Here is a 16,988-nt window from a genome sequence, read left to right on the forward strand (position 1 = left end):
TAATGACAATGCATGTTACCCTTCTGGGAAAGTCCAACCGTTGTGGTAGGTGGGGCGCACGTAAGCTTGGGCTTCAGGGTCGTCGAGGATCTGTTTTCGTGCAGCGTCCCAGCGCAGCATGCGTCCGGTGCGATACGCAATGTTGCCCAAATGCGCGTTCACGGCAGCAACGGCGCCGGCGTGCACGTCGCAGGCTAAGCGAGTGGGGTCGTTGGCCTTGATCGCTTCGATAAAGTTTTGCACATGAAAAGCCAGGTAGTCCCCCTGGCGGGTTTGGCGTGGCATGGCTTCCATGCGGTAGACACGCCGACCATCTTTCAGGTCAGTTTCTGGGAGGAGTTCCCAGCCATCGCGGTTGACGACGAGCGTTCCGTTGTTGCCGATGAAAGCGATGCCTTCGCTACGGCCGTAGTTGCCGCCGTCGATACCGGTAGCGTGTTCCCACAGGAGCGTAAACGTGTCGTAGGCAAAGAGGGCCTGTAGTGTGTCGGGGGTTTCGGAGGCGTCGTCGGGGTAGCCGAGCTTGCCACCGCTGGCCTGAACGGTTCGAGGCGCCTCGGCGTGCATAGCCCATAGGGCAATGTCCAGCTCGTGCACCCCCCAGTCTGTCATCAGACCTCCAGCATAGTCCCAGAACCAGCGGAAGTTGAAGTGAAAGCGGTTGGGGTTAAAGGGGCGAAGGGGGGCAGGTCCTAGCCACAGGCGATAGTCTACGCCAGGAGGAGGGTCTCCGTCGGGTTGCACGGGGATGGGTTTCATCCAGCCTTGATAGGCCCAGGCTTTGACCAGGCGGATGCGCCCTAAGGCACCGGACCGAACCAGCGCGACGGCTTGTGCATAATGCGGTCCGCTGCGTTGCCACTGGCCCACCTGAACAATGCGTCCGGTCCGGCGAACGGCAGCTTCCATCGCCTGACATTCTGCAATCGAGTTGGCCAGGGGTTTTTCGACGTAGACATGCTTACCGGCCTCGACGGCATCGACGAGCATGCGGCAGTGCCAGTGATCGGGCGTAGCAATGATTACCAGATCGAGGTCTGGATCTTCAAGCAGGCGGCGGTAGTCGGAAAATACGCGCGGGGCGCGTCCGCGAAGTTGTTCCAGTTCGTTTGCGCGGCGTTGAAGCACGCGGGCATCTACGTCACACAAGGCTAAAGCTTCAACTTCCGGCACGCCCAGGTGGGCGCGGAGGTTGGTCCAGCCCATGCCGTTACACCCAATAACGCCTACATTCAGGCGCTCGCTCGGCGGTGCCCAGGGTTTGCGGGCGAGGGCTTCTAAAGAAGGCCAACCCAATAGGCCAGAGCCGACCAGCAGTGTTTGCTGCAAGAACGTGCGGCGGGAGGTAGACATAAGGCGTCTGCGTTTGGTTTACCAAAACATACAACGTAAGCCCACTGCTTACAAGTCGGGATCCTTAGCCAGATAATCGCTGTAAGCCCCAAAAGGCGAAGCTAGGGGTGCCCGGCTTTAAAGCAAGCTGGGCTGAGAGCATACCCTTTGAACCTGATCCGGGTCATACCGGCGTAGGGAAGGCTTCGGTTTGCGGCCAGGCTTTTCCTGCATTCGCCTCTCCTTTCCTAAACTCTCTAAGGTGCTATGGCAAAGACAGAAACTATCGAACGAGTTTTCACCGTGCCTCCCTTTGCACAGGCATGTTTGGAAGCTGCTGCCGAGGCTTGGGGTGCTTCATTTCGGCATCCGTTCGTACGGGCTCTGGCCGAGGGTACGCTTGACGCAGAGCGATTTCGCTTCTATCAGATGCAAGATGCGCGCTACTTAGAGGCTTTCGCCGACGCCTGTAGCCTGATCGCCACGCGGTGCGTGCGTCCGGAAGACAAGCTTTGGTTCATTGAAGCGGCCCGGTTGGCATTGGTCGTTGAACGCGAATTGCATGCAGGCTATGGACAAAAGCTAGGGTACACGCTCGAAGAGGTAGCCCGTATCGAGCTTACGCCCAATAACCGGGCTTATCAAGATCACATGATCGCCACGGCCATGCGTGGCACGCTGGTTGAAGCGGTGGCGGCTGTTACACCTTGCCCGTGGTTGTATATTGAATTAGGGCAGCATTTGGCGCGTGAACTGGGCACGATTCCTGATACGCATCCCTATGCCGACTGGCTGCGGATGTACAGCAACCCAGCGTTTAACACGTACATGGAAAATCTACTCGAACGGCTTGAACGCTTTGCCCGTGCAGCCGACGAAGCAGCGCGGGAACGTGCGAAAACAGCCTTTCTCGTGAGTGTACGCTACGAGTGGATGTTTTGGCAGCAAGCCTGGGAATGCCAACATTGGCCCATTTAATATGGCAGATCGTGTAACGACCGATGCCGCAACGCTTCGCTTAGGGTTGCGGGCCAACTGGCTGCAGTTTAGCCTGCTGGTGGTAGTGAATGCCTTCGTGGGTGCCATGGTGGGGATGGAGCGGGCTATTTTGCCTCTATTAGCCGAGCAGGAATTTGGCATTGCTTCCCGGACGGCAACGCTCTCGTTTGTGGCCAGTTTTGGCTTGGTGAAGGCGCTAGCGAACCTATTGGCCGGACGACTTGGCGACCAAATTGGTCGAAGACGTGTGCTGATGGTGGGTTGGCTGGCAGGATTGCCTGTTCCTTGGATCCTGATGTGGGCGCCTTCTTGGGGTTGGGTCGTAGCAGCAAACGTGCTCCTAGGACTCAATCAAGGTCTGGCTTGGTCGATGACGGTGATCATGAAGATCGACCTGGTGGGTCCGCGGCAGCGCGGACTGGCCATGGGGCTCAACGAAGCCGCCGGCTATCTGGCGGTATCGCTAGCAGCGTTGGCCACCGGCTATGTCGCGGCCGCTTATGCCCTGCGGCCCCACCCGTTTTACCTAGGTGTGGGATTGACCCTAGCCGGTTTGCTGCTTTCGGTGCTGTTTGTACGCGAGACGCAGCACCACGCTGCCTTAGAAGCGCAAGAGCGCTTTGCAGCCTGGGAGGCCTTACCTTCATTCAAGGAAGTATGGATACGCACTTCGTGGCGTGACCGGCGACTGTTTGCCGTGTGTCAAGCCGGATTGGTAAACAACCTAAATGATGGGATGGCCTGGGGGTTGTTCCCGTTGTTTTTTATGGCCTTGGGCTACAGCTTGACCCAAATCGGATGGCTAGCGGCGCTCTATCCAGCTGTTTGGGGACTAGGCCAGCTTGTAACCGGTGCCCTCTCCGACCGCATTGGTCGGCGGCCGCTCATCACAGGTGGGATGCTATTGCAAGGGCTAAGCATTGGGGCCATGCTGCTCTCTAGCAGCTTCGTGTGGCAGGCAATGGCTATGGTGGGCCTAGGGATCGGAACAGCCATGGTGTATCCAACCCTGCTGGCCGTGATTGGCGACGTAGCCCACCCCGCTTGGCGTTCGACAGCAGTCGGTGTCTATCGGCTTTGGCGCGATAGTGGCTATGTATTTGGGGCCTTGCTGGCTGGAATGCTTGCCGATGCCTTCAGCATTCCTTGGGCTATTGCCGCTGTTGCTGCGCTTACGGTGCTTTCGGGCCTGGTGGCTGTGGCGACGTTAGATGAAACGCGCCCCCTAGCTTCTTCGCTTAACGCTTAACCACCAGGGTGCCCTTCGTCATCCCCATGCCACAAGTAAACTGAAACGCTCCAGCTTTGGGTACGGTGACCTCGATGACTACGGGTTGGTTTAAAGGAAGCGTTACTGGGCCAATCCCTAGATCCGGAATTTGCACCTGTTCTAGGCAGACGCTGTCGATTGTGCGGGTGAAGACGAGTCGGACGGCCCTTCCAGCTGGAATCTCGATTGTCGAGGGACGAAAGCCCACCATGCCAGCCTCAATTTGAATCTCGGTTGGCATCGTGGCCGTGCCTACATTGCAAGCTATGCCGGCTAAGAGAAGTAGGCTGAGGGTGATGCAGTAAAATCCGTGTGGCATCAAAGGCTCGGCTTTGCAGCAGGCCAAGTCAGTTGCAAGCGAAAAAATCCCCCGTCGAATCGGGCGGGCTTGTCGCGCCATTGGCTAGGAATGCCCCAGCCGCTGTAGAGATCCCCATCGTGATCGTAGGACACGCCTACGACGAGTTCCAGCGTAGGACGTCGATATCCCAAAAGCAGCGTAATGCGTCGGTTAAAGGGGACCACTTGGTCTGGGAAGTTCCGCCGGAAAGGCAAGTTAATGGTGCCGCTCTGTCGTGGACCGCGCACCTTGCGGTCTTCCACGTTGAGCTCTACTGCGCTCCAAAATCCGGTGGGCGTAAGGTAGCTGATGCGTGCTTTACCGGTCAGACGGCGTTCGCGAAAGTCGTGTGGATTGCGATACGCTGCAGGCAAAGCAGCGCCTTCGATTTGGTCTTTGTTGATAGCGCGGATCCATTCGGTGCGCAGTTCCAGTCGCCACCACTGCAAGGCCCCATGCAGGCCTAGGGCACTGGTGTATTCGCGGGTGCGGAAGTCGTAGGGATAGGGAACCTGGCAGCGGTCTAGGCCCCTGGCCGCGTTCCAACAGCCCGTGCTGTCGGCGCTCGGGGTGCGTACCAGGCGGCCATAGCGTCCACGATAGGTAGCGCCCAGGGTGAAAAACGGCCCCGGATATTCCACCAGCGCACCTATGTAGCGAATGGCCTCCGTGTTGTAGAACGTGGCCAGGTGTTCCGTTAGAAAGCCGCCATAGCCAGGAATGCGGGCTACGGTTGCGTCAACGCGGGCCCTTGAGCGACGCTGCGTGCCAGCGGTTAGCTCCGCACGTAGCGGCCAGCTCAAAGGCGTAGTGGCTTCTAGAGCAACGAAAAACGGCTGTTCAAGGTAGCGTTGACGCGTGTCAAAACCACGGTTGCTATTTGCAATGAGGTGATAAACGAAGTTGCTGGTCCAGTCGAGCAAACCCAATTCAACGTGCACTCCCCCTTGCGCTAGAGAGCGCCACGTGTAATGAAGCGACAGGTCCAGGTCTTCTTTGTCCATGCCCAATGTATGCTGCAGGCCTAGGTGGTGTTGGGGTGCCAACCCATAGGAATAGCCTACCTCGACAAAAAAACGGCGAGCACGCAGGTTTTCTTCCTGAAGGCCAAAAACGCGAAACGTGCTGCGTTGGCCTAGGGTTACTGTATGACGAAGCTGGCTTTCGGTAACAAATTCGCCGTAGTCAATGCTGCCGGTGTAGACCCGGTAGCCACCACTGGCTCGCGTCCATAAGAGATCCTCAAACAGGCTGAACCGATAGGTGAGCAGGTCCAGCTCATACTCGTGATCCATGGCCCGCGTGAACGTGCGGAAAAGCTCGCCTTCGTAGTAGCGGCCGCCGTAGCCGTGTGTGCGGTCCAGGACCAGGCGGCGCATTTCAGCGCTCCATTCTAGCAGGGTGGCCCGAGGAGGCGTCGACTGGGCCTGCGCAAGGTGCACGGCCATGCACAGGCCCAGCCACAGCGTAAGGCGTCTGTGCATTTCCAATGGCCGAAACAGTTTGAGATCAGGCTGGGGGAAATTAGCATACAGACGCCCTACAAAAAACACGCCTATCGTTAGTTGTCTGTGGAAGTAGCCAGCAGCATTTCAGAGGGCTCTTGAGTCCTGCGCTGCCACCGATAGCGCTCCACGAGCAAATACAAGGCTGGTAGTACGACCAAGGTTAAAGCGGCCGCAGTGAATAGTCCACCAACCATTGGCGCTGCGATGCGCTTCATTACTTCGGCGCCGGTTTCAGTGCCGAACATGATGGGCAGCAGGCCAATGAGCGTGGTCGATACGGTCATCAGCAGAGGCCGCAAGCGCAGCAATGCGCCTTCTTCGATCGCTGCGCGAAGTTGTTCAATGGTGCTAAGCTGTCCTGCCTGACGATAGCGACGTACGGCTTCGTCCAGAAACGTGAGCATCACCACGCCGGTCTCCACGGCCAAGCCTACCACACCGATGTATCCTACCGCCACCGCGACGCTCATGTCGAAGGCCAGCGCCACCATCAGCCATACCGCACCAATGGCTGCCAAGGGCAGCGTAGAAAGCAACATCAGGGGTTCCCGGAGGTTACGAAAGTGTAGCATCAAAATTAGAAAGACTAAACCAAGGGTCAATGGCCCTAAGATTTGCAGGCGGCGATTGGCCCGCTCCATGTACTCAAATTGGCCGCTCCAAACCAAAGCATAGCCTGGAGGGAGCGAAAGTTCACGTGCCAGGAGCTGTTGGGCCTGTTGCACGTAGGTGCCAATGTCTACGCCTGGGGCCAGGTCGATATACACCCATACGGTTGGGCGGGCATTTTCGCTGCGGATCATCGATGGGCCTTCGGTGAGCTCAAAGTGCGCGAGCTGGCCCAAGGGTACCTGAGCCCCGGAAGGGGTTGGCACCAGCACCTGGCGTAAAGCCGGTAAGTTGTCGCGCAGGTCTTGGGGATAGCGCACGAGCACGGGATAGCGTTCCAGCCCTTCAATGGTGGTGGTTACGTGGAGCCCACCAATAGCAGCTTGGGCAACATCGAGCACCTCACCTATGGTCAGCCCATAGCGAGCAGCTTCGGCGCGGTTGACTACAATGTCCAAATAACTGCCGCCAGTAGCACGCTCGGCATAGACCGATCGCGTGCCGGGCATGTTGCGCAGCAGGCTTTCCAGCGTAGTGCCTAATCGATCTAGCGTAGCTAGCTCGGGCCCCATCAGCTTGATCCCCAGGGGTGTGCGCATGCCGGTAGCCAGCATGTCGGTGCGGTTCTTGATCGGCATGGTCCAGGCGTTCGTAACGCCAGGAATCTGCAGTGCTCGGTTCATTTCTTCGATCAAGCGGTCAAGCGTCATGCCTGGCCGCCATTCCCGAGGATCCTTAAGCTGAATAATGGTCTCAAACATCGAGAGGGGTGCCGGATCGGTGGCGGTTTCGGCGCGGCCCGCTTTGCCTGTTACAGAAGCTACCTCAGGAAAGCTTTTGATAATACGGTTGCTCAACTGCAGCAGTTCTTTGGCTTTTTGGGGCGAAAGGCCTGGGAGCGTAGTGGGCATGTAAAGCAGGTCACCTTCGTTGAGCGGAGGCATGAATTCCGACCCAATCTGAGGAAACGGAATCGCTACCCGGCCCCAAAGCAAGCGTTGAACTGGCAGTAGTGTTAGCCCAAGCAGTAGCAGGCTACCTACGATAACCTGCCAGGGATGGCGAAGTGCGTAGCGGATGACCGGTTGGTACATTTGCATCAGCAGGCGAGCTAGGGGATTTTGCGCTGCAGGGCGGATTTTCCCTCGCACAAAAACCACCATCAGGGCAGGCACCAGGGTCACTGCGAGCAGCGAGGCTGCTGCCATGGCAAACGTTTTGGTTAGGGCCAAGGGTCGGAACAGGCGACCTTCGATATTTTGCAAGGCAAAAACGGGCAAGAAGCTCAGGGTCACCACCAGCAGTGAAAAAAACAAGCTGGGGCCAGCTTCTCGGGCGGCCTCTAGCACAGCCTGCATATGCTCGCTGTGACGCAGCGGGCGATTGTGCTGCGCGCGCAATCGCTCCAGGTGGCGGTGCGCATTTTCTACCATCACCACCGAGGCATCGACCATGACCCCGATAGCCACGGCAATACCACCCAGGCTCATAATGTTTGCGTTAATGTCGAGGAGATACATAATCAGCAGTGAGATCAGCACCCCCACAGGCACCGCGACTAAGGCCACAAAAGCGCTGCGCACATGCAGCAGAAAGACCAGTACAATAAGCGCTACGACAGCCAGCTCTTGCCAGAGCTTGATGGTAGCGGTGTGCACGGCCTCGCGAATAAGCCGTGAGCGGTCGTAGTCTACAACCACCTTCACCCCTTCCGGTAGGCTGGCCTGAAGCTCGGCCAAGCGGGCTTTTACGCGTTCGATAACACGCAATGCATTTTCTCCATAGCGCATAACCACAATGCCGCTTACCACCTCGCCTTCGCCATCACGCTCGGAGATGCCCTGGCGTAACTCTGGACCTACTTGCAGACGGGCCACATCACCTAGGGTAATGACAGTGCCGTTTTGCGCTTTAAGCGGGGTTTGCCGTAGATCGTCGATCCCTTGCAGATAGCCTGGAATGCGCACCAGGAATTCTCGCTCACCTAATTCTAAAAGTCGGGCACCGACTTCCTGGTTAGCGTGCGCAATGGCCTGGCGCACCTGATCGATGGAGATGCCATAGGCCAGTAGCTTTTGTGGATCGACAACGACCTGATACTGTTTGAGAAAGCCTCCTACGGTGGCTACTTCTGAGACGCCTTCAATGGACTGGAGTTCGTATTTGAGAAAGAAATCCTGCAGGGCTCGTAGGTCAGCCAAGTCATGCCGGCCCGTGGTATCAATTAGGCTGTACTGAAAAACCCAACCGACGCCAGTGGCATCCGGGCCCAAGCTGACTTGAGCCCCTTCAGGTAAGGTTACTTGATTTAAGTATTCCAGTACACGGCTTCGCGCCCAGTACAGGTCGGTGCCATCTTCGAAAATCACATAAACAAACGAAGTCCCAAACATCGAATAGCCCCGGACTGTACGGGCCCCGGGTACCGCCAGCATGGCGGTAGCCAAGGGATAAGTGATCTGCGCCTCGACAATTTGGGGCGCTTGACCCGGGTACTCCGTACGGATGATCACTTGGGCATCCGATAGATCTGGGATAGCGTCGATCGGCGTGTTCAGTGTAGCCCACAGCCCCAAAGCGCTGATAAGGAGCGTAAGCGTTAAAATGAGCAAGCGATTGTGGGCGCTCCAGGTAATAAGGCGTTCGATCATGGCCGTGCCTGTTGATTAGTTAGCATGTACCAGCAACGTCCCTTTGAGCATGTTCATCCCGCAGGTGAACAGGTAGGCCCCCGCGCGTGCTGGTGTGAAGGTGAGCGTTACGGGTTGGTGTAGGGGCAAATCTACCGGACCAATGCCCAGCTCGGGAAACTGAATGGCCGTGGCACAGGTCTGGTCTGTGGTGCGCGTAACGGTTAGGCGAACCGGCCGTCCAGACGGAACTTCGATGCGTGAAGGCACAAAGCCGTTGGCATCAATCCGTAAGGAAACAACCGTTGTATCCTGATTGGCGCTGTGCCCCTGGTGTTCAGGCATGCGCGGCAAAGGTTGGGGTTGTGTTTTAGGTGCTGGGCTCGTGCCGTGCTCTTGGTGTTCGGGCGCGCGAGGCGAAGGCTGGAGCTGCGTCTCAGGAGCTGGGGTCGCGCCATGTTGATGGCCGCCCATGAACGCAGCTAAGGCTTGCTTTAGCCGTGCTTCGGAGTCAATCAAAAATTGCGCGCGTGCCACAATTTGTTCGCCACCCTGCAAGCCTTCTAAGATTTGCACATAGCCTTGAGCCTCTAAGCCAGGCTGCACGCGCACGGGTCGAAAGCGCCCTTCTCCCAGCGCCAAAATCACCCAGGCCTCTGCGCCATAACGCACGAGCGCCTCGGTGGGAATGCGGGGACGCGGCGGCGTAGGCTGCCCCTGGAGGGTTGCGAGGGCATACATGCCCGGTTTTAGGCGCAGGCCAGGATTGGGAACGACAATGCGTGCACGGGCCGTGCGTGTCTCCGGATTAAGCGTGTCGTAGATGTAATCCACCCGGCCTTGGAGCCGAACGGTGGGGTCATAGGGCAGCGTAATTTCGGCGGTAATGCCTGGCTTGATCCAACTCAGATCGTGTTCGTAGACGTCCACCTGCAGCCAGAGCGTTGAGAGATCGGCCAGTACGAAGAGCGTTTGTCCCGGCTGCACTTGTTGGCCTTCAACCACCTCTTTGCGTAGTACGGTACCTGAGGCAGGGGCGTAAAGGGTGAGCGTTTTACGTGCTTGGCCAGAGGTTTCAAGCTGGCGGATTTGCTCTGCAGTGATGTCCCAAAACAGCAACCGCCGACGCGCTGCTTCAAGCAAGCGTTGGGCATCGGTTTGGGCCGGTGTACCCGCCAGCTGCTGCACATTGCGCAGCGCCAGTAGATATTCCTCTTGGGTAGAGACCAGTGCTGGACTGTAGAGCTCCAGCAATGGGTCGCCTTTTCGGACGCGGGCGCCTTCATAGTCGACGTAGAGGCGTTCCACCCAGCCCTCGATTTTAGGCGATACAGCCACAAGCTGCTGCTCGTTGACCTCCAGGCGTGCTGTGGTCCGAACCGTAGGAGCCAAGGGAGCTACTTCAACCGTCGTCAACCGCACGCCAAAATTCTGCAACATCGCAGGATCAATGCGGACAGTGCCTTCTGCCTCCTGATTGAGGGCTTCGTGAACAGAGACAGGCACGAGGTCCATGCCACAGTCGGGGGCTTTCCCTGGGGCATCTTGGACAATCCAGGGATGCATGGGGTCTTGATAGACGATGCCGTCGCCATCAAGGTCGAAAGCAGCCAGCCCTTGGGGCGACGGGGCCTGGGCAGTGGTAGAGGTATCTGGGGTTGTAGAAGTAGCAGGAGTGCGCAAGAGCGCATATGTGGCATAGGCAATAAGCAGCAGGCCTAGCACGCCTGCGATAATCCATAAGGGCAAGCGCATGGCAGTTTCCTCCGTTTTGATTTAGGGTTGAGGCAGCAGGCCCAGCACCATGTCGGCCTCCGCGGCCATGACCAGGAGTCGGGTGAAGGTTTCTAAGCGCTGGAGCTCCAGCTCAAAAAGCGCACGTTCGGCATCGAGTAACTCGAGATACGAAGCCTGTCCTGTCGTGTAGGCACTGAGCAGGGATTCGCGGGTAGTGCGGCCTGCGGGCAGGAGCGTCTGCTCCAGCAACGTCAGGCTTGCCTGGGCAGCAGCAAACTGGCTTTGCAGTGCTGCAAAACGGCTTGTGAGCTGATTGCGCAGGTCAGTATACTGCGCTGCCCAGCGTTGTGCGTTTAGCTGCGTTTCCTCGATATAGGCAGCGCGACGCGGTCGCTGCACCGGCAGCACCACGCCCAAGCGGATGCCCAGGCGTGGACCCAAGTCTTGCAAGGGAGTGACTGGCGTATTCATCATGTCCATCAGGCCCACACCCAAGACCAGGTCGGGCCAGTATTCTCGACGGGCCCGCCGGAGCTCCGTTCGGGCTTGCTGCTCGCGGAATGCCAGCGCCAAGGCTTCTGGATGGCGGCGCAACGCTTCCTCGATGGCTGCCGTAGGCAAGGCGGTAGGCAGTGCCGGCGCTTCCAGCGCTACGGTGTCGGGCCAGTCGATGCGTCCAGTAAGCTGGCGCAGGTTAGCAAACTGCGCTTGCCAGGCTTCCTTTAGCGCCAACAGTTGTTGCGTGAGGCTGTGCCGCTCGAGTTGCAGGCGCAACACAGCGGCTTGCGACTCTTGGCCGACTTCGTAGCGCACCGTTGCTGCTTCAGCAAAAGCAGCAAGGCGCTCCCAAAAGGCCTCAATCAAGCGCCGCGTTTCTGCCAAACGATAGAGCTCGTAATACGTGGTGCGTAAGGCGTAGACGAGTTTGAGTGCTTGCGAAGCGGCTTCATAAGTCATAGCCTCAGCTTCCAAGCGAGCTGCTTCGCTTTCTAGTGCCTTTTTTCCTGGGAAAGGCACCTCTTGCATAAGCATGAACGACGCAGGCACTGCCCCGTCTAAACCGCCTAGCGCTAGTGGACGATAGCCTATCTCCAGGGCAGGATCTGGCCACGCTCGGGCTTGCACCGAACGGGTACGTTGGGCTTGGGCAGCCAAGCGGGAAGCCTGCAGGGCCGGATTGGCCTCGAGCGCTTCCTGAATCAGTGCCTGTAGCGATATTGTATCGGGCCTGAGTTGAGCCGTAGCCGACGGCACAAGGAGTAACCAAAGGCACAGGTAACGTGCAACCATATACATCTCCTGATTTGATGGTAAAGAAGGCAAAACAAGCCCTAAACCGGTTTGGCGCACTACGGCGCCGCACACCAGCCCATCAAATCAGGAGCACCGAAAGCACCAAGTGTCGACGTGCTCGACCCGATCTTCGGCTTGGGAAAGCCGTCCGTTGTAGAAGAGGTGGAGTGAAGAAAACAAGAGGCCCCCACTCCAAACCAAACCCTACCAGCGCTAAGCTAAGGCCAAAGGGTCGCAGTTCGGGAGCTGAGCTAGGAGGCGTGGCCGGACGCACCTGGCAGCAGGCCATCCAGGCTACGCACGAAGCCGAGGGTGCGGCCTCGGGCTCTGGCATGGGGTGTTCTGCACAGGCCGAAGTTGGAGTGGCCTGTGCCGCAGGTCCGGGAAAGCTCAGGCAGGCTTGCAGCAACGAACCTACCTGGCCCACAGCCATCCAGCTTAAAAAGCCGATGGCCAGTAGGCGTATGATCCTAGGTTGTTGCTGCAGACGCATGTCCGTACACCGTTATTCGACAACCCCATAGCCTTCCGCTTCAATGGCCGCCTTGATGCGTTTCCGGTCAATTTGGGCTGGATCATAGGCGACCACTGCGCGGCCAATTTCGACTACATGCACCTCAACCTCAGGAAGCTGCTTTAAGGCACGTTCGACCGCCTGCACGCAGTGCTGGCAGCTCATGCCTTCAATGCGAAGCGTCTCCTGCGTTTTCATGTTTCTTTACGGTTGGTTTAGCAGAAAGTTCATAGAGCCAAAAGTACCACACGACCCAAACCATGGCCAACAGGCCTAAAAGCGTTACAATCCAAGCTGTGGTGTCCATGGCTTAAGGTAATTGTTCCACTTGAAAGCGCCGCAGGCGCAAACTGTTGGTGACGACCGAGACGCTTGAAAGCGCCATGGCTGCCGAAGCGATCACCGGACTGAGCAGTAGGCCGGTGAAGGGGTAAAGCACACCTGCAGCAATGGGAATTCCCAGCACGTTGTAGATGAACGCAAAAAACAGGTTTTGCTTGATGGTGCGAAGCGTTCGGGCTGAGAGCCGAAAAACATCAACCACCACCTTCAAGTCTGGGCGCATGAGGGCTACGTCGCCTGCTTCGATAGCCACATCCGTGCCTGAGCCCATAGCAATCCCAACGTCGGCCTGGGCCAAGGCGGGTGCATCGTTGATGCCGTCGCCTACCATGGCTACCACATGTCCTGCTGCTTGAAAGGCTGCAATGGCGGCGGCTTTGTCTTGTGGCAACACGTTGGCGTGCACTTCATCGATGCCCAATTGCCGGGCTATCGCTGCGGCAGCCGTTTCGCTGTCGCCGGTAAGCATGGCCACGCGCAACCCCATGCGATGCAGGAGGCGAATAGCCGGCTCGGCCGAAGGGCGCAGCGTATCCGATAAGGCCAGCAAGCCTGCAGGCCTTCCTTCGAGCGCCATGGCTACTACGGTGTAGCCTTCGGCGGCTAGGGCAGCTGCAACCTCTTGGGGTACCGGCTGGCCGCGTTCGGCCAAAAAAGCTGGGCGACCGATTTCGACCCGCTGGCCATCAACGCGGGCTTCAACGCCTAAGCCAGCGGTAGCCCGAAAGTCGGCAACCGGTGGAAGCGTGAAGCCGCGCGTTTCGGCTGCTTGCACAATAGCGCGAGCTAGCGGATGCTCTGAGCGCTGCTCGGCAGCCGCGGCCAATATGAGGAGCCGATCCGGATCGTGGCCGTTAAGCGGCACAACGCGCTCCAGGCGCGGTCGGCCTTCAGTGAGCGTGCCAGTTTTGTCGAAGACTACCAGGTCGACTTGGCGCAGCCGCTCTAAGGCATCACCGCCTTTTACAAGCACACCAAGCTGAGCTGCGCGACCAGTGGCGACCAAGATGGCTGTAGGCGTGGCTAAGCCCAGCGCACAGGGGCAGGCGATGATGAGTACCGAAACAAACGTGAGCAGCGCGTGCGTTAGGCGCGGCTCAGGCCCGAAGTCGAACCAGAGCACAAACGTGGCGATGGCGACCAAAAGTACCACTGGGACAAAGATCCCGGCTACACGGTCGGCTAAGCGCTGAATCGGAGCCTTGCGGGCCTGAGCTTCTTCAACAAGCCGGACAATCTGTTGGAGCACCGTGTCGCGTCCGATGCGGGTTACCCGTACCACTAGCGCGCCACTTTGGCTTACCGTGCCCCCAATAACAAAATCCCCAGGTTTTTTATCGACCGGAACCGATTCCCCCGTGATCATGCTTTCGTCGACGGCGGCGATGCCTTCTTCGACGATGCCGTCTACCGGAATTTTTTCCCCTGGGCGTACCACGACGCGATCGCCCACGCGTACGGCTTCGATAGGAACCTCTTCTATGCGGCCGTTTCGCTCAAGGCGTGCGCGGGGCGGCTGCAGGTCAAGCAGTTTCTCAATGGCTGCACTGGTTTGAGCGCGCGCCCGGGCTTCCAGCGTGCGCCCAAGTAGAATAAGCGTCACAATAACCGCTGCGGCCTCGAAGTAAACGTCTGGTGCGCGGCCAGCAGCTTCAAAAAAGCCTGGAAAAACGGTGGCTACTGTACTGTACAAATAGGCAGCACCCACACCTAGGGCCACCAGTGTGTTCATATCTGCCGCGTGGTGGCGAAAAGCCCGCCAAGCACCGGTAAAGAATGGACGGCCAGCCCAGAAAACAACGGGTGTTGTGAGTAAAAGCTGGACCCACAGAGAGCCCGGGAACTCCAGTGTGTCGTGCCCCATGGCAAGCACAACGACAGGAAGACTCAGGAGCGCAGCTGTCCAAAAGCGTCGGCGTACGTCTCGGTACAGCCGCTCTCGCTCGCGTCGGAGTGCCTCACGGTTGCTTGAACTGGTTAGGTGTTCAGGCGCGGCAAGCAGGCCGGCCGCCATAAGCTGCTGTTGCAGCAGGGTCGGGTCAGCGATCACGGGCACGTAGCGCAGCCGAACGGCAGGCGCACTGTCTTCGGTTACCACTTCCCAGGTGAGTACGCCATTGATGCGGCCAAAGAGCGCTGCCAGTTCGTCGGCTGAAGGCCTGCGCGTAAGCTTACACGTGAGCGTTTCGGTACGGACGCCGTAGCCTGCAGCTTCTACGGCTGTGATAAGCTGTTCCAGGTGCACGGCCTGGGGGTCGATCTGCACGGCGGCTTCGCCTGTAGCGTAGTTCACACTGGCTTCGCGCACGCCCGGCAGGCGCCGCAGGTGCCGTTCAATGCGCACCGCACAGGCGGCACACTCCATGCCCTCCACAGGCAGACGGAGCGCAAGCTCCGTTTCAGGAGTGGTGGTTTCCAATGTGGTCGGGCGCTCCATGATCGTCGTGCAGAGCGTGCAAAATAGGACAGTGCTCGATCGGCGCCTGGCCATCGCAGCTGGCTACCAGGCGGCAGAGCGTATCGCGCATGCGCGCTAGGTCGCGAATTTTTGCTTCGATTTCAGCGATTTTGGCCAACGCGCGCTCACGTACCAAGCCGCTATGGGCACCTGGCATTACTTCGAGCGCCAAAAGCTCTTCGATTTCGCGAAGCGAAAAACCCAGCTCCTGTGCCCGTTTAATAAAGCGCAAGCGGGCTATGTCGGTGGTGTTGTAAGTTCGATAGCCTGAGGCGTTGCGCTGCGGTGGAGGCAATAGCCCCCGCTGCTCATAGTAGCGAATCGTTTCAGCATGGACGCCGGCCGCTTCGGCCAACGCGCTGCGCGTCAGGAGCATGGTGTTCCCTGTTAGGTTGTGGTAGCATATAAAACGCCTTGTAGTAAGCTACAAGGTTTCAGGCATAAAAATCTTTATGCAAGCTTCACGTTGTGTTGGGCTTAGTAGACGGTGCCTGTAGTGCGGCGCGTGGTATTGGGTTCGCCGTTGGTTTTAAGGAGTACGTGGGGTGCTGGTGCCAGGTGGACATACATGGGTAGCGTAGCCAGTCCTAAGGCAGCAGCGTCAATGCCGGCGGTGCTAGGGAGGAGGCGTGCGGGGGGTTTTTCTTCGATACGCATTTCGGCTAGGCGTTTTTCGAGCCATTCAATGCTGTAAGTAATTAGCGATTGGGGTAAGCGGCCGCCAAAAAAGATGGCCTCGGGGTCGATCAGGTATTCAATAGCCAGGATCACCGGTGCCAGGTGTTCCAGACCGAGCTGTAGCCATTCGAGCAAGACGGGATTTTGATCGCGAAAGAGTTGGTCGAGGTCTTCCAGGGAACGCGCCATGTAGCCGGCCTCGCGCAGGCGCCGGTAGAGGCGGGGTACGTTGAACAGAATACCTAAGTGCGGTTTTTGAAAAATGGCCAGGTCTTCCGCAGAGGTGTAGGCTGGGGGTAGGTAACAGTAGCCCAGTTCGCCTGCATTGCCGGTATGGCCGTCGTAGGGTTGGCCGTTGATGATCAGGCCACCGCCAAGGCCTTCGCTGAAAAAGACATAAAAAAACGTGGCGATGTGCTGGCCAGCGCCGTACCAGCGTTCACCGATAGCGGCAGCAGTGGCGTTGTTTTCCAAAAAGACCGGTAGTTGCAGCCGTTTTTCCAGGATGGCTACGACGGGTACGCGATGCCAACCTGGAAAGGCTTTAGGGTTGGCAACGTTTGTAACGTGTCCATCTGGGGAGACATCTAAGGGTCCCGGAATGCCTACGCCGATGCCCCAGATTTTCTCTGGGGGAAGCTGGGCTGCCTGAAGCAATTCGTAGACCGTGTGTGCAAGCAAGTCCATGGCTTTTTCAGGGGGTAGCACCTCGTCGAGCGTATGGTGAATGCGCTGACGGACCTGCCCAGCAAAGTCTACCAGTAAAGCAGTCAAATGGTCTCGGTCGAGGTCTAAGCCAATCGAATAAGCCCCATCCGGATTGATGGTAAGTAGAATGGACGGGGCTCCTCGGCCATCGCGCTGTCGCTCGGCTTCATAGATCAAGCCCAAGTCTAGCAATTCACGGGTGATGTTCGAGATGGTCTGCGCGGTCAGTTCAGTACGACGGGCAACCTCGGCCCGTGAGATGGGGCCAAAGCGACGAATGGTTTCTAGAACAATCCGAAAATTGTAGGCTTTTGCATGTTTTAGGTTGGTGCCGAGCAGCATAGGGCGGTTTGGTTTATTCGCGGAAGCCAACGCTTTCCATACTCTGGGTAGGGCGATAAAGATTCGAAAATAAACTTAAGTAAAAACAAAATATAGGTTTGCATTTCTTGCTTTGGATCGCCAAAAATGTTGTGATTTTGTGAATATGGAAGCCCTACCAGTGGAAATGCCTTGCAGGAATCTGGCATTTTACGTATATATCGACATTAGTAAAACAAATTGATTAAA

General features: G+C 57.8%; 13 protein-coding genes and 1 riboswitch. Of the genes, 2 read left to right on the forward strand and 11 right to left on the reverse strand.

Going from position 1 to position 16,988, the window contains the following annotated elements; all coding sequences use genetic code 11:
• Positions 1-15 precede the first annotated feature (15 nt).
• Positions 16-1,353, reverse strand: coding sequence for a Gfo/Idh/MocA family protein (locus tag J8E65_RS03480; RefSeq protein WP_210373963.1), 1,338 nt, complete (start codon positions 1,351-1,353; stop codon positions 16-18).
• A gap of 93 nt (positions 1,354-1,446) precedes the next feature.
• Positions 1,447-1,551, forward strand: a riboswitch (TPP riboswitch).
• 48 nt (positions 1,552-1,599) lie between these two features.
• Between J8E65_RS03480 and tenA the strand changes: the two genes are divergently transcribed.
• The gene (gene tenA / locus J8E65_RS03485) at positions 1,600-2,310 is read left to right on the forward strand and encodes a thiaminase II (RefSeq protein WP_210373964.1); all 711 of its coding nucleotides are present in this window, start codon (positions 1,600-1,602) and stop codon (positions 2,308-2,310) included.
• Between the two features lies 1 nt (position 2,311).
• Positions 2,312-3,580 (forward strand): MFS transporter, encoded by a 1,269-nt coding sequence (locus J8E65_RS03490; protein ID WP_210373965.1) that lies wholly within the window; start codon positions 2,312-2,314, stop codon positions 3,578-3,580.
• Here J8E65_RS03490 and J8E65_RS03495 read toward each other — a convergent pair.
• The 10 genes from J8E65_RS03495 to J8E65_RS03540 form a co-directional block, all read right to left on the reverse strand.
• On the reverse strand, positions 3,570-3,920 hold the full coding sequence (locus J8E65_RS03495; protein ID WP_210373966.1) for a cupredoxin domain-containing protein: 351 nt from the start codon (positions 3,918-3,920) through the stop codon (positions 3,570-3,572). The genes J8E65_RS03490 and J8E65_RS03495 overlap by 11 nt on opposite strands.
• A complete protein-coding gene (locus J8E65_RS03500) occupies positions 3,920-5,389 on the reverse strand; it encodes a hypothetical protein (protein WP_237181579.1) in 1,470 nt (489 codons plus the stop codon). Before J8E65_RS03500 ends, J8E65_RS03495 begins: the two co-directional genes overlap by 1 nt.
• A gap of 113 nt (positions 5,390-5,502) precedes the next feature.
• Complete coding sequence (locus tag J8E65_RS03505) at positions 5,503-8,709, reverse strand: efflux RND transporter permease subunit (protein ID WP_210373967.1); 3,207 nt, start codon at positions 8,707-8,709, stop codon at positions 5,503-5,505.
• A gap of 15 nt (positions 8,710-8,724) precedes the next feature.
• A complete protein-coding gene (locus J8E65_RS03510; protein WP_210373968.1) occupies positions 8,725-10,443 on the reverse strand; it encodes an efflux RND transporter periplasmic adaptor subunit in 1,719 nt (572 codons plus the stop codon).
• A 21-nt stretch (positions 10,444-10,464) separates the two neighbouring features.
• The gene (locus J8E65_RS03515) at positions 10,465-11,715 is read right to left on the reverse strand and encodes a TolC family protein (RefSeq protein ID WP_210373969.1); all 1,251 of its coding nucleotides are present in this window, start codon (positions 11,713-11,715) and stop codon (positions 10,465-10,467) included.
• An 82-nt stretch (positions 11,716-11,797) separates the two neighbouring features.
• Positions 11,798-12,211 carry a hypothetical protein gene (locus tag J8E65_RS03520; RefSeq protein ID WP_210373970.1) on the reverse strand — a complete coding sequence of 138 codons (414 nt, stop codon included), beginning with the start codon at positions 12,209-12,211 and terminating at the stop codon, positions 11,798-11,800.
• Positions 12,212-12,223: 12 nt separating this feature from the next.
• Entirely contained in the window at positions 12,224-12,430 is a 207-nt protein-coding gene (locus J8E65_RS03525) for a cation transporter (protein ID WP_237181580.1), read from the reverse strand.
• Between the two features lie 112 nt (positions 12,431-12,542).
• A complete protein-coding gene (locus J8E65_RS03530) occupies positions 12,543-15,011 on the reverse strand; it encodes a heavy metal translocating P-type ATPase (RefSeq protein ID WP_210373971.1) in 2,469 nt (822 codons plus the stop codon).
• On the reverse strand, positions 14,974-15,408 hold the full coding sequence (locus tag J8E65_RS03535; protein WP_210373972.1) for a MerR family transcriptional regulator: 435 nt from the start codon (positions 15,406-15,408) through the stop codon (positions 14,974-14,976). The genes J8E65_RS03530 and J8E65_RS03535 overlap by 38 nt, the downstream gene beginning before the upstream one ends.
• Before the next feature lie 101 nt (positions 15,409-15,509).
• Positions 15,510-16,760 carry an ROK family transcriptional regulator gene (locus J8E65_RS03540; protein ID WP_210373973.1) on the reverse strand — a complete coding sequence of 417 codons (1,251 nt, stop codon included), beginning with the start codon at positions 16,758-16,760 and terminating at the stop codon, positions 15,510-15,512.
• Between the last annotated feature and the right edge of the window lie 228 nt (positions 16,761-16,988).

Origin of the sequence: Rhodothermus bifroesti, assembly GCF_017908595.1 — a bacterium.
Lineage (GTDB): Bacteria > Bacteroidota > Rhodothermia > Rhodothermales > Rhodothermaceae > Rhodothermus > Rhodothermus bifroesti.

Bases quoted from the DNA above. Each gene is read 5' to 3' on its own strand.
- J8E65_RS03480 (WP_210373963.1), bottom strand. From the start codon at position 1,353: ATGTCTACCTCCCGCCGCACGTTCTTGCAGCAAACACTGCTGGTCGGC.
- tenA (WP_210373964.1), top strand. From the start codon at position 1,600: ATGGCAAAGACAGAAACTATCGAACGAGTTTTCACCGTGCCTCCCTTT.
- J8E65_RS03490 (WP_210373965.1), top strand. From the start codon at position 2,312: ATGGCAGATCGTGTAACGACCGATGCCGCAACGCTTCGCTTAGGGTTG.
- J8E65_RS03495 (WP_210373966.1), bottom strand. From the start codon at position 3,920: ATGCCACACGGATTTTACTGCATCACCCTCAGCCTACTTCTCTTAGCC.
- J8E65_RS03500 (WP_237181579.1), bottom strand. From the start codon at position 5,389: ATGGCCGTGCACCTTGCGCAGGCCCAGTCGACGCCTCCTCGGGCCACC.
- J8E65_RS03505 (WP_210373967.1), bottom strand. From the start codon at position 8,709: ATGATCGAACGCCTTATTACCTGGAGCGCCCACAATCGCTTGCTCATT.
- J8E65_RS03510 (WP_210373968.1), bottom strand. From the start codon at position 10,443: ATGCGCTTGCCCTTATGGATTATCGCAGGCGTGCTAGGCCTGCTGCTT.
- J8E65_RS03515 (WP_210373969.1), bottom strand. From the start codon at position 11,715: ATGGTTGCACGTTACCTGTGCCTTTGGTTACTCCTTGTGCCGTCGGCT.
- J8E65_RS03520 (WP_210373970.1), bottom strand. From the start codon at position 12,211: ATGCGTCTGCAGCAACAACCTAGGATCATACGCCTACTGGCCATCGGC.
- J8E65_RS03525 (WP_237181580.1), bottom strand. From the start codon at position 12,430: ATGAAAACGCAGGAGACGCTTCGCATTGAAGGCATGAGCTGCCAGCAC.
- J8E65_RS03530 (WP_210373971.1), bottom strand. From the start codon at position 15,011: ATGGAGCGCCCGACCACATTGGAAACCACCACTCCTGAAACGGAGCTT.
- J8E65_RS03535 (WP_210373972.1), bottom strand. From the start codon at position 15,408: ATGCTCCTGACGCGCAGCGCGTTGGCCGAAGCGGCCGGCGTCCATGCT.
- J8E65_RS03540 (WP_210373973.1), bottom strand. From the start codon at position 16,760: ATGCTGCTCGGCACCAACCTAAAACATGCAAAAGCCTACAATTTTCGG.